Annotated in this window: 11 protein-coding genes; 2 read left to right on the forward strand and 9 right to left on the reverse strand. The window is 36.3% G+C overall.

Features of this window, described 5'->3' with window-relative positions:
• Window positions 1-41: 41 nt before the first annotated feature.
• The 8 genes from ygiD to ACTIEI_RS00860 all read right to left on the reverse strand — a co-directional run bounded on the left by ygiD (window position 42) and on the right by ACTIEI_RS00860 (window position 7101).
• On the reverse strand, window positions 42-923 hold the full coding sequence (ygiD, locus tag ACTIEI_RS00825; protein ID WP_439504376.1) for a 4,5-DOPA dioxygenase extradiol: 882 nt from the start codon (window positions 921-923) through the stop codon (window positions 42-44).
• Window positions 890-1816, reverse strand: a complete 927-nt coding sequence (locus ACTIEI_RS00830) for a ClpXP adapter SpxH family protein (RefSeq protein ID WP_439504377.1) — start codon at window positions 1814-1816, stop codon at window positions 890-892. Before ACTIEI_RS00830 ends, ygiD begins: the two co-directional genes overlap by 34 nt.
• A 105-nt stretch (window positions 1817-1921) precedes the next feature.
• Window positions 1922-2500, reverse strand: a complete 579-nt coding sequence (locus tag ACTIEI_RS00835) for a Crp/Fnr family transcriptional regulator (protein WP_439504378.1) — start codon at window positions 2498-2500, stop codon at window positions 1922-1924.
• A 60-nt stretch (window positions 2501-2560) separates the two neighbouring features.
• A complete protein-coding gene (gene mnmE / locus ACTIEI_RS00840) occupies window positions 2561-3943 on the reverse strand; it encodes a tRNA uridine-5-carboxymethylaminomethyl(34) synthesis GTPase MnmE (RefSeq protein WP_439504379.1) in 1383 nt (460 codons plus the stop codon).
• 117 nt (window positions 3944-4060) lie between these two features.
• Window positions 4061-4891, reverse strand: coding sequence for an energy transducer TonB (locus tag ACTIEI_RS00845; protein WP_439504380.1), 831 nt, complete (start codon window positions 4889-4891; stop codon window positions 4061-4063).
• A gap of 35 nt (window positions 4892-4926) precedes the next feature.
• Window positions 4927-5484, reverse strand: coding sequence for an ExbD/TolR family protein (locus tag ACTIEI_RS00850; protein WP_439504381.1), 558 nt, complete (start codon window positions 5482-5484; stop codon window positions 4927-4929).
• 38 nt (window positions 5485-5522) lie between these two features.
• Window positions 5523-6173 carry an ExbD/TolR family protein gene (locus ACTIEI_RS00855; RefSeq protein ID WP_439504382.1) on the reverse strand — a complete coding sequence of 217 codons (651 nt, stop codon included), beginning with the start codon at window positions 6171-6173 and terminating at the stop codon, window positions 5523-5525.
• A gap of 70 nt (window positions 6174-6243) precedes the next feature.
• On the reverse strand, window positions 6244-7101 hold the full coding sequence (locus ACTIEI_RS00860; RefSeq protein WP_295188822.1) for a MotA/TolQ/ExbB proton channel family protein: 858 nt from the start codon (window positions 7099-7101) through the stop codon (window positions 6244-6246).
• A gap of 303 nt (window positions 7102-7404) precedes the next feature.
• Here ACTIEI_RS00860 and ACTIEI_RS00865 point away from each other — a divergent pair, with 303 nt between their 5' ends.
• Both ACTIEI_RS00865 and ACTIEI_RS00870 read left to right on the forward strand, forming a co-directional pair.
• The gene (locus ACTIEI_RS00865; protein ID WP_439504383.1) at window positions 7405-9966 is read left to right on the forward strand and encodes a zinc-dependent metalloprotease; all 2562 of its coding nucleotides are present in this window, start codon (window positions 7405-7407) and stop codon (window positions 9964-9966) included.
• 125 nt (window positions 9967-10091) lie between these two features.
• On the forward strand, window positions 10092-10808 hold the full coding sequence (locus tag ACTIEI_RS00870; RefSeq protein ID WP_439504384.1) for a hypothetical protein: 717 nt from the start codon (window positions 10092-10094) through the stop codon (window positions 10806-10808).
• Here the strand turns inward: ACTIEI_RS00870 and ACTIEI_RS00875 are convergent, their stop codons facing one another.
• A complete protein-coding gene (locus tag ACTIEI_RS00875; RefSeq protein WP_439504385.1) occupies window positions 10809-12083 on the reverse strand; it encodes an ABC transporter permease in 1275 nt (424 codons plus the stop codon).
• Window positions 12084-12112 lie beyond the last annotated feature (29 nt).

The raw sequence follows: 12112 nt of genomic DNA on the forward strand, positions 1-12112 counted from the left end.
TAATGATTCCACAATGAATGAATTGTCCCTCAAACTTGAGACTATCCAATCTTTACAGAAGTCATAGTAAGTGAGCCCCCTACTGCCTTGTCATTAAAGAATGAAATAGCATCATTTGAAGTTTTTAATCCTAATGTATAAAGCAAGGGCAAATAATGTTCTGGTGTTGGAATGGCTAATTTTGCAGCTGCTCCTAAAGACTCAAAATTTATTAATGGCTTATAATCACCTGAACTTATCAAATTTTTGAATTGGTCATTCATTTGAAGTGCCCAATCATAACCGTATTCAGGCTCATTCAATTTATCCCAAGCTACCATTCTTAAATTATGTACCATATTGCCGCTTCCAATAATTAATACTCCCTTCTTTCTAAGTGAATAAATTTCCTTTGCTAAATCAAAATGCCATTGAGGACTCTTGGTATAATCAATACTCAATTGTAAAATAGGAATGTTGGCATTAGGATACATATGTCTTACTACCGTCCAAGTGCCATGATCTAAGCCCCAATCATGATCTAGTTCAACTTGAGTAGTATGTATTAAAGAACTTGTCTCTTTGGCTAATAATGGATTACCTGGCGCTGGATATTGTACATCAAATAAAGCCTGTGGAAATCCCCCAAAATCATGAATGGTTTTAGGAAAATCCATTGCAGTAATTTTAGTGCCCTTGCTCAACCAATGCGCTGAAACAACAATCACAGCTTTGGGGGTTGGAATCTCTTTGGCCATCTGCGCCCAGTTACGACTAAAAATAGTGTCTTCAATTCCATTCATAGGAGAACCATGACCAATAAAGAGAACTGGCATTAACTGCTCTTGTTCTTTTAATGTATCTGTAAAGTTTTTGAATGCAGATAATGTTGTCATACCAGCGGTGGTTATTAAGAATGATTGAATAAATTTACTTCTTTCCATATAGGTCCAGCTTTGGTTTCAGACTTCATTAATTGATTCTCCGCCACCATCTTATTTAAAGCTAAGAGGGCTTCTTCGGTACTCAAGTTGAAAAACACTTCGAATTCACGTAATGTAACCGTTGGATAATGTTTCAATATATCTGTTAATACATTAGTGGCATTTTTTACAACTGGCCCTTCAATCAATTTCAGCAAGGCAGATTCATATACTTCGTATGGTTTACTTCCATATACTTTAAATTGATTATTGTTATTATCAATGAAAAAAATAGTAGGAAACCCTCGCACGTCTTTGGCTCTGGCTAAAGCAAGGTCTTCTTCAAATAACTGCTTTGCAGGTTGTTGTAAATCAGATTCAAACCGTTGAAGATCAAGGTCAATATCTTTTGCTGCCGACAGTAAATTTTCTTTTCGAGCAATATTTATTTTTTCTGTAAAAACCATTTCTTTCATTCGACGAAGAAATTGATGCGCTTTTTCATTCCCTTGTAATTGCGCAGCTTTAAATGCCATAGATGGCAGATAAGAAGAGGGTAAAGGATCTGTTAACCAAATATCTCCATCAATTGGCATTTGATAATATTTGCCAGCATCATCCCAATGTTTTGCAACACTTATCGGACCATTCACATCAGATCCACCATATTCATCCCAGCTTTTTAATAAGCCCCCCATTCTATAATCCATATCAAAGTATTGACCATACTCCTGTTTCAATTTTCTGAGTTGTGGCTCTATCCCCCAACAAGATGAACAAATCGGATCAGTGAAATACAATAATTTAACAGGCTTTTGAATAATGCTATTATTAGAAAGGGGTGTTGTTTGAGGAACTTCACAAACACCCGTATCAATATCACAATTCAGTTGGCTTTTATTGATCGCTTCCATGCTAATTATTTATGCAAAGTTAAATCAGCCTATCACCGCTCACCATTGCTTTAAAGCAATTAAATGAATTGATTTAAATCAATTTTAATAGATAGAAAGCTGGCTTTACTTACTTGATATGCGTCTTCTTACTCTGCTTAATGTTTCAGGTGTGAGCCCCATATAAGATGCAATCATATGTTGAGGGAAACGTTGCATCATTTCAGGATATTGCAAACGGAATTTTTCATATCGCTCTTCGAGAGAAGAGCTGATTATAGATGTTAATCTTCTTTGCATGGCTATATAAGCCCCTTCAAAATTCAACCTTGTATAGGTTTCATATTTAGGTAGTTTTTTAAGTAACTCATCATGTGCAGATTTACTCATCAGTGTCAATTCAACATCTTCTACTGCATCAATATTATAACTAGCAGATTCATTGGTTAAAAAACTAAAAAGGTCTGCAATTATCCAACCCTCTATTCCAAATTGGATAATATGCTCCACCCCTGCATCATCAACCGTGTAAGATTTCATTGCTCCTTTTTCAATGAAAGCAAATGATTTACAAATATCTCCAGCTTGTAAAAAGTATTGCTTTTTACGTAGTCTTTTAGTAGTTAGATAAGTTCTTACCAAGGACTCTTCTTCTACAGTAAGGGGAACTTTACTGTTAAAATGCTGAATGAATAATTCGTACATATTAGATTATTTATAACCCAACTAAAGTCAGGATAACTTAGGTTGTTTACCCGCTCCTCGTCACTTTCCGATACAAAACTTACTAAAAATATAATCCAACTGATCTTCGTGTGTGATGCTGCCCGTGATGGTTCCTAAATAATGTAAACACTGACGAATATCTAATGCCAACAAATCGCCAGGCACTTGGTTGTATAATCCTTGCTCTACTTCATCCAAAGATTGCATTAAGCCCACCAATGCTTCATAATGCCTTGCGTTTGTAACAATAGTAGATTCAGTATGAATATTTCCTTGAATAGTATTGGCAACTAATGCTTTTTTGAGTGCATCAATTTGGTCATTGTTCTTTGCTGAAATAAATAAGCTATTCTTAAATGAAGAAAACTTTTTTACTATTTCATCACTAGCTAAATCGGCCTTATTCCCTACCAGTATATAATTGATTTGTTCTTGCTCAAATTCATTTACAATTAGCTGTAATTCTTCAACATGAATATTTAAGAGATCATATAAATACACCACCACTTGCGCAGCCCGCATTTTTTCTTTGCTCTTACTAACCCCAATCTGTTCAATTGCATCATCAGTGTGTTCGCGTATGCCGGCGGTATCAATCAACCTAAACAATACACCATCAATATTAATGACTTCTTCAATTGTATCACGAGTGGTACCTGCAATATCACTTACAATAGCCCTATTCTCATTTAAAAGGGTATTGAGCAATGTAGATTTACCCGCATTGGGTTTACCAATGATGGCAACCTGAACGCCATTTTTGATAACATTACCTAATTTAAAAGAACCTATCAAAGTTGCAGTAGCTTCTTTTAAATCGCTTATTAAATTTTTAAACTGTGTTCTGTCTGCAAACTCTACATCTTCCTGAGAAAAGTCTAACTCTAATTCTATTAACGCTGAAAAACTTATGAGGGCTTCACGCAACTGTGTTAAGTCTGAAGAAAAACCTCCACGCATAGTGTGCAATGCTGCTTTTTTGCTGGCTTCGGTGTTGCTCGCAATCAAATCAGCAACTGCTTCTGCTTGTGCTAAATCCATTTTGCCCTTTAAGAATGCACGCTGTGTAAACTCACCTGGCTTGGCCATTCTTACGCTACGCTTAGTAATAGCTTGTAAAATTTGTTCTTGTATATAGGGTGAGCCATGACAACTTATTTCTATTACATCTTCGCCTGTATACGATTTAGGACCTCTGTATAAAGACAATACTACTTCGTCTAAAACTGTATCTCCATCTTTTAAGAAACCAACATGAATAGTATGTGAAGCTTGTGTCAACAAGTCTTTCTTAGGAAATAGTTGGTTGATTACTTCAAATGTGGCTGGACCACTTATTCTAATCACTGCAATAGCACCTATTCCTGGTGCAGTTGCCAATGCAACAATTGTATCGTCCCAACCCTTGAATTGCATATTCATGCAACAAAGTTACTGTTTTTAATTACCAGCATAAAATACGAAATCGCAGCTAAAAATAGGGTACAAAAAAGCCCTGAATCTATAAGACTCAGGGCTATATAAAATGGTAGAGTTGACTTATTCTTCAGATACCATGAAAGTAATACTCTGCTTATGGCGATAGATTACGTTTCTACCGTTTTGTACCGCAGGCTTCCATTTTGGACCTCTGGTAATTACACGAACTGCTTCAGCTTTTGTACCATAACCTGGATCATTCTCAGCAACTACATCGCTGATTGCACCATCTTTTGCTACAATAAAAGAAACTACAACTGTGTATTTTCCTGGAGGTGCACCATTCTCAACAGGTAAATCTCTATTTAAGTTACGCTCTAAATATTTAGCCCAAGCTGGTAAGCCTCCAGGGAATTCCGCTGGAATTTGTACCACAGTAAATATTTTGTCGTAGTCTTCTTCTTTTTTAGGAGCTTCTACCACACCAGTACCACTTTCAACAGGAGGAGCAACTATACCTTCGTCTTTTGCACCTTCCTGATTAATAGTACCAATCTTGGTATCTTCCAATTTTTCTACCTCTTTGATCTCATCTTCTTCTTTCACTTCTTCGTCCTTAACAATTTTAGGAGGAGTGAACTTAGTGATCTCAACTTTTGGAGGTTCTTGTTTTGGTGGCGGAGGAGGAGGTGGTGGCTCAGGCTTTTTTTCTTCCTGTTGCACGTTTTCCAGCGACACGTCTTGTACAATTAACTCTTTGCTCTCTTTGCCGACAGTATTTGCAAGTATGTTACCCAGCACTGCTAGTAAAAGAATGAGTACGGTTCCTACTAAAGCCTTAGTCATACGCTTGTTGTAGGTTTTGCGCAACTCATAAGCACCATACTCTTTATTTCTGCCATCAAAGATGATGTCGAGAATATCTGCTGATTGAATTTTATTTACGTCCATTGTAAAAAATGTTATTTGTTAGTTGCTTGTTGATCCTAATTAGATGCGCCAGCTCCTGCACTTCCGCTTGCATCAGATATTTTAACCAAAGCGGCTTCGCCTTCAGAAATATCAACTAATGCATACTTCTTAAGTATATTAATAGCCATTTCATCTAATATATCCACTACATTCTTATAAGTACATTCAACAGAAGGTTTAATAATCACCACTAAATCCTTTTCAGGAGTATTTCTCTTCTTGTCAATCAAAACAGTTCTGATTTCCTTGAAGTTGGATGATTTAAAATTAGATCCATCTGTTGCCAATTGACCTTCATAATAAAAGACATTGTTGTTATTGCCCAATAGAAGGGTAATTACACCAGACTCTTTTGCTTTATTTTGGTCTTCAGGCTTGTCGGCATCTTTTGGCAAGATTAACCTCATAGCCGTTGGTTGACTCATGGTTGTAGTGAATATGAAAAAGGTAATCAACAAGAAACCTAAGTCCACCATTGGTGTTAAGTCAACCCTGGTTGATAGTTTTTTCCCTTTCTTGACGCCGGGTCCTTTTTTGTGGCCACCGCCGCCCGAGGTATCCATTTCTGCCATGTCGGTAGAATTTAGTTTTCGTTATAAAATATTTTTCTTTACTCTTCTACTTTTTCCCCTTTCTGATTGATCTTCCAAAGATCTGTTCCAACAGGCGCAGCTTCTGGGCTAGTTACCATTTGGAACTTTAAAATATCATTCTTTTTGAAAGCATCAACGATTGCTTTAAAAGCAGGATATTTAGCCATATTGTCTCCTTTTAAAAGGAACGCTGGCTCTTTTTCACCCATATAGGCTTCTTTGGTTAATCTCATCCAAGTAACCAATTCATTGTTGGCTGTATCTGTTACAGGAATACCAGGCAACTTATCGCCCTTACGCTGATCTTCAGGTAAGGCAAGGAATGAAGCAAGGCTACCGAAAGGAGCTCCAAAAAATAGCGACTTTTTAAAAGAAGCAGTATTTAAACCCAGATTTCTAGTAGTATTAAGTGCATTAGCAATTGCCTCTTTCTTAGACTCATCGTCCATTTCAAGAAAAACTTTTCCGTTTGCATCTAAAATTACCATTACATAATCCTTCTGGGGCGCCACTTTTGCAGCAACTGATTTAGGAGTTGTAACTGCAATCGCTTCAGCAGGCTTAAACTTGGTCGTTAAGATAAAGAACGACAACAAGAGAAAGGCCACATCGCACATTGCGGTCATATCGATGTTTGTACTCTTTCGAGGTAATTTGGCTCTACCCATTGTTTAGTTTTTTACTGTTTCACTTATTATTAGATTCAAATCTTCACTGATTCCACAAATAATTTCTAAATTATTTGTAGTTAGCAGCAAAGCTTTGAGTTAAAGTGAAGCCAGACTCATCAATTCCGTAAGTGATACCATCAATACGAGTAGTAAACACGTTATAGAAAATAATCGCTACAGCTGAAGTACCAATACCTAATGCAGTGTTGAACAATGCCTCAGAAATACCTTTTGATAATTCACGAGCAGCATCTCCACCACCTTCTTCACCTAATGCAGAGAATGATTTAATCATACCTAATACGGTACCGAACAATCCTAATAAGGTTGCCACAGAAGCGATGGTAGATAAGAATACTAAGTTCTTCTCTAACATTGGTAACTCAAGTGCTGTTGCTTCTTCAATTTCTTTTTGAATGTTCAATACTTTTTGTTCTGTTTCCAACTCTGTATTGGTGATCATTTCTTTGTACTTCTTAAGACCTGCTTTCATTACATTTCCTACAGAACCTTTTTGCTTATCGCAAGCAGCCAAAGCTTTGTCTACTTCTTTGTTAGCAAGGTGGAACTGAACACTACGAACGAATTCAGCATTGTTTGCAGTACCTGCAGCTTTCATAACTGTTAATAAACGCTCAATTACGAAAATTAATACAATGATGAAGTTACCAATCAAGATAGGTACAACAATACCACCTTCATACATTTTAGCTAACCCAGTTAAAGGTCCTTTGTGGTTAGGCCAGAAACCACCAGCTAAATCTGGATTGGTGAAATTACTATTTGTTCCAAGTACAAATCTCCAAAGGATGTACCCTAATACAACTCCAGCAAATGGAGCAATCCAAGAAATAATGTTGCTGCTCTTCTTTGGTTGGGTAGAAGTTGCACTTTTCACTGCAGCGGTTGGTTTTGTTTCAGCCATGACTCAAATGGTTTTTGATTTTTTAAAAAAAATAACAAATGGTTTAAAAAATTACTTCACAATGCTAATGAAAATTATTCTGAATTATCAAATTCTTTAAAACAAATTCAAATGGCATCCTAAAGGGCTTACAAATTAGGTATTTTATTTAAAGCAACAAATTTGAACGCAATAATCTTTGGTGATATTTTACCGATTTTTAATAAAAGTTCACCATTCATCCAATCCATTTAGGCATTTGATTGTTAAATACTATTCAAGCCTATCTTTATAGGCATTTTTTTAAAAATTCTAATTGCAACAATGAAAAAATTATTATTCTCCAGCACAGCACTGATGCTTGCACTAACTGTGTTTGCTCAGCAGCGTCCACCAACCCCGCCGCAAACGCCAGGTACGGGTGCTCCAACACAAGTTCCTAACATGGGTAATTTATCGAATATGATGAATACTCAAAGACAGGGACCTAAACCATATAAGGAAGTGATTACTGCAAAAGCGGTTTCCAAAGTGGGCTTATTTACTGTTCACAAAGTAGAAGACAAATACTACTTTGAAATTGCAGATTCAATTTTTGGCAGAGAAATACTATCAGTAGTTCGTTTTGCAAAAGTACCGGCTGGTGCAGGTTATGGTGGGGAAATTGCCAACCAACAAACTATCACATTCGAAAAAGGACCGAATAATAATGTCTTTTTAAGAACGGTTACTTTAGTTAATCAAGCAGAAGAAAACCAAGATATTTATAAGGCAGTTACCAATTCTAATTTGAATGCAATTGCATCTGCTTTCCCTATTGCAGCTTTTGGTAAGGATTCATCTGGTGTAGTAATTGATGTGACTGAATTTTTCAGAGGTGATAACCAAGCGGTGAGCGTTAATCCTAATATCAAAACAAGATACAGATTAACAGCATTGGCTCAAGACCGTTCTTATATTGGAAAAATAAGCACTTACCCAATAAACACAGAAATAGTAACGGTAAAAACATTTCAATCAATTTCTAGTGCTGCTCCAAGTATTCCAGGATTACCGCCATCTCCAGGTATTGCAGCAGCTAGAGATGCTGGTGCCGTAACTATGGAAATCAATACTTCTTTATTGCTTTTACCAAAAGTACCTATGCAACGTAGAATTGCTGATAAAAGAGTAGGATTCTTTACTGATGATTTTGTTCGCTACAGCGACTCTCAACAAAAAGTAGAAGAAGTTAGTTTTGCGGTTCGTTGGAGATTAGAACCAAAAGATGGAGAATGGGAAAAATGGAGAAGAGGAGAATTAGTTGAACCTAAGAAACCTATTATCTATTATATCGATCCAGCAACACCAAAGCAATGGCGCTCTCATTTAATTGCTGGTATTAACGATTGGCAGGCTGCTTTTGAAAAAGCTGGTTTTAAGAACGCTATCATGGGTAAAGAATGGCCTGAGAATGATACTACTATGAGTATGGAAGATGCTCGTTTTTCTGTAGTTCGTTATTTTGCTTCTGATATTGCCAATGCATACGGGCCAAATGTGCACGATCCAAGAAGTGGTGAAATTTTGGAAAGCCATATTGGTTGGTACCATAACGTAATGAAGTTAGTACACGATTGGTATATGTTACAAGCGGGACCTAATGATCCTGGTGCAAGAAGCATGAAATATGATGATCAATTAATGGGTGATTTAATTCGCTTTGTGTCTTCTCATGAAGTAGGTCATACTTTAGGACTTCGCCATAATATGGGAAGCAGTAGCCAAACTCCTGTTGAAAAATTAAGAGACAAGCAGTGGGTTGAAGCAAATGGACATACTGCTTCTATCATGGATTATGCTCGTTTCAACTATGTAGCACAACCAGAAGATAATATCAGCAGAAAAGGCTTGTATCCAAGAATTGGCGATTATGATAAATGGGCTTTAAAGTGGGGATATGGCTATATTCCAGGTAAAACAGAAGAGGAAACCAAAATGAACAGTAATAAAATGGTTACTGCTGCATTAAAGGAAAATCCTCGTCATTGGTTTGGTACTTATGAAAGTGGCAATAGAGTAGACCCTAGAAGTCAAAGTGAAGACTTAGGTGACAATTCTGTTAAAGCCAGTGAATATGGTGTAATGAATTTGAAGCGAGTAATCAAAGGATTACCAGAGTGGACCAAAGAAGAAGGAGATCAATATGAGAATTTAGCAAATATGTACCTAGCAACATTAGGTCAGTTTAACAGATATATTGGTCATGTGAGCACTAATATTGGTGGTGTTTATGAAACTTTTAAAACAGTAGAGCAAAACGAAGCTGTTTATGAAATTGTTCCTAAAACTCGTCAAAAAGAAGCAGTTGGCTTTATCAATAAAAATGTGTTTGAAACGCCTACTTGGTTAGTAGATCGTGCAATGTGGAATAAATTTAACAACCCTATTAGTGCTGACCCTATCATGATCTTACAAGAAAGAACATTAAATGGTGTTGTAAGTACTGATCGTTTAGGTCGTCTACAATTAAGCGCTGAAAGATTCGGTGCTGATAAAGCATATACTGCAATGGAATTATTGAATGATGTTCAGGGTACCATCTTTAATGAATTAAGCAGCAAAAAGGCAATTGATACTTACAAGAGAATGCTACAGAGAGCGTATGTTGATCGTTTGGCTTCAATCATCAATCCAACTCCTACTGGAGGAATCACCATATCATTTGGTGGTGGACCAGCACCAATTGACGCTAAGAAATCTGACGTTACTGCAATTGTACGTGCACAATTAGTAGGTCTTCGTGGTCAACTAAATACTGCAGCAGCATCTACTGCCGACAAAATGAGTAAAATTCACTTAGCAGATTTAGCTGAAAGAATCAAAGAAGCGTTGGATCCTAAATAACCAACAATGTTTCATTAGCAAATAAATTTTGCTAATTACAACCCACAGGTTTAAATACCTGTGGGTTTTTTATTTTATACCATAGCAATATAATAAAGGCTTCAAGTAAATTGTATCTTTACTACATGAAAAAGATTCTACTATTAATGGTCATATCTTTTGTTGCATCTAATTTAAATGCACAACAAACCGTATGGGGATACTTGAAAGATAGTATCAGTAATGAGCCAATTGAATTAGCAAGTGTTACCAACACCAATAAAAAACAAACCGTTATTACCAATAATAATGGGTTATTTAAAGTTGAAATAAGTAAAGATGATATTCTATCTATTTCAGCAGTTGGTTATCGTTATTATACTTTTATTTACAGTGGGGTGATTGCTGCCTCAGATACCATAGAACTCTACCTAGTACCTATCAGCCGTAATCTAAACAATGTTACGGTCCAAAACTCCGGAATTAGTCAATACACATTAGATAGCTTAGAAAGAGACAATGAATTTAAAGAGGCAATGATAAGTCCTCCTGTAAAAGCTGTTGAATTGTCCAACTCAGGTGCAGGATTTGGAATTAGTTTAAACAGATTAACAAATAGAGAGAAGAGCAAAAGGAAGGCAGTTCAACTATTTAACAATAGTGAAAAAGAAGCTTACATCAATTATCGTTTTTCTGCAGCAATTGTAAAAAAATACAGTGGCTTAAAAAATGAAGCCTTACAAGGTTTTGTACAACGTCATAGACCTACTTACGATTGGTTAAGAAAGCATCCTAAAGAAGAAGATGTAAAATATTATATCAACGATAAATTAAAAGCCGATAGAAAAAGTAACAAAAACTAATTACTCGTATCGAAGTGCCACAATTGGATTTAATTTAGCTGCCTTCATGGCTGGATAAATTCCCGCTGCTAAGCCTACTACAGAGCAAATTACAATTCCAATGAATACCCATGTCCAAGGAACTACAAAGCCGGTATCTAAAATGACACCAAATATATTTCCTACTAGGATACCTAAAATAATTCCAAAAATGGCACCTAACAAACTAATGATCATACTTTCGAATAAGAACTGCTGACGCACGTATTTACTCTTACCACCAATTGCTTTAATAAGACCAACTTCTTTTGTTCTTTCATTTACAGCAACTAACATAATATTCATCAACCCGATTGCAGCACCAATTAAAGTAATTAAACCAATAGCACTTGCGGCTCCTGTGATACTGCTCAAGAAGCCAATAAACATCTCAGCAAACTTGTCGCTTTTTTCAATTACAAAATTATTGTCTTCAGTAGGTTGCAATTTACGAATAGCTCTGAAAACAGAAGTTGCTTCATCTGTAGCAACTGGAATTACATTGATATCTGTAACATTGATTCCGATTAAATAAGTTGGACCAATATTGGCATATCTGCGCACATTTGTATAAGAAGTTACAATTACGTCGTCTTGACGTAGCATAGCACTAGAGCCCTTGCTTTTTAATAGGCCTACTACCCTGTAAGGCGTACTTCCCACTTTAATAATTTTATCTAATGATCTTTCAGGTCTTTCACCAAATAAGCGTGTAGCTACATTACTTCCAATTAAGCAAACATTTCTTCCACTTTGAACATCTAGACTATTCAGATTTCTTCCCTGCTGTATAGTGTATCCATTTACTAATAAATAATTTTCGTCGCCACCCCAAACTAAAATTTGAGGATTGGTTTTACGGTCTTCGAAACGCAACTCCTGCCCCCCCGGACCTCTCCTATAAACACTTACCAAGGAACCGGGAAAATTATAATTAGCTTTAAAACGTTCTACTTCTTCTAATCTAAGCGGCTTATTTAAATTTGATTTTTTTTCTTTTAGCCCACGTTTGGTTTTCTTAACCTCATCGTTATTAGGGCCCATTCTGGCACGAGAATCTTTATAACGAATACTAAAAGAATTGGCTCCCATAGAGGAGAAACTTTCTTTTAAACTTTGGTTCATAGCTTCAATAGCAGTAATAATACCAATTAAAGCCATAATTCCAAAAGCAATAATCGCAATAGTAATACCCGCACGAAGCTTATTGCTTTTAACCGTGCGCCATGCCAAAGTGAATGAGTCGAAAGCTGTCATAAAATAAAGGTACAGCGTATTCACTAAAC

Origin of the sequence: Sediminibacterium sp. (assembly GCF_051860225.1) — a bacterium.
In the GTDB taxonomy this organism is placed as follows: domain Bacteria; phylum Bacteroidota; class Bacteroidia; order Chitinophagales; family Chitinophagaceae; genus Sediminibacterium.

What these genes read in the sequence shown, in the direction of transcription:
- ygiD (WP_439504376.1), bottom strand. Translation starts at nt 923, where the DNA reads ATGGAAAGAAGTAAATTTATTCAATCATTCTTAATAACCACCGCTGGT.
- ACTIEI_RS00830 (WP_439504377.1), bottom strand. Translation starts at nt 1,816, where the DNA reads ATGGAAGCGATCAATAAAAGCCAACTGAATTGTGATATTGATACGGGT.
- ACTIEI_RS00835 (WP_439504378.1), bottom strand. Translation starts at nt 2,500, where the DNA reads ATGTACGAATTATTCATTCAGCATTTTAACAGTAAAGTTCCCCTTACT.
- mnmE (WP_439504379.1), bottom strand. Translation starts at nt 3,943, where the DNA reads ATGAATATGCAATTCAAGGGTTGGGACGATACAATTGTTGCATTGGCA.
- ACTIEI_RS00845 (WP_439504380.1), bottom strand. Translation starts at nt 4,891, where the DNA reads ATGGACGTAAATAAAATTCAATCAGCAGATATTCTCGACATCATCTTT.
- ACTIEI_RS00850 (WP_439504381.1), bottom strand. Translation starts at nt 5,484, where the DNA reads ATGGCAGAAATGGATACCTCGGGCGGCGGTGGCCACAAAAAAGGACCC.
- ACTIEI_RS00855 (WP_439504382.1), bottom strand. Translation starts at nt 6,173, where the DNA reads ATGGGTAGAGCCAAATTACCTCGAAAGAGTACAAACATCGATATGACC.
- ACTIEI_RS00860 (WP_295188822.1), bottom strand. Translation starts at nt 7,101, where the DNA reads ATGGCTGAAACAAAACCAACCGCTGCAGTGAAAAGTGCAACTTCTACC.
- ACTIEI_RS00865 (WP_439504383.1), top strand. Translation starts at nt 7,405, where the DNA reads ATGAAAAAATTATTATTCTCCAGCACAGCACTGATGCTTGCACTAACT.
- ACTIEI_RS00870 (WP_439504384.1), top strand. Translation starts at nt 10,092, where the DNA reads ATGAAAAAGATTCTACTATTAATGGTCATATCTTTTGTTGCATCTAAT.
- ACTIEI_RS00875 (WP_439504385.1), bottom strand. Translation starts at nt 12,083, where the DNA reads ATGACAGCTTTCGACTCATTCACTTTGGCATGGCGCACGGTTAAAAGC.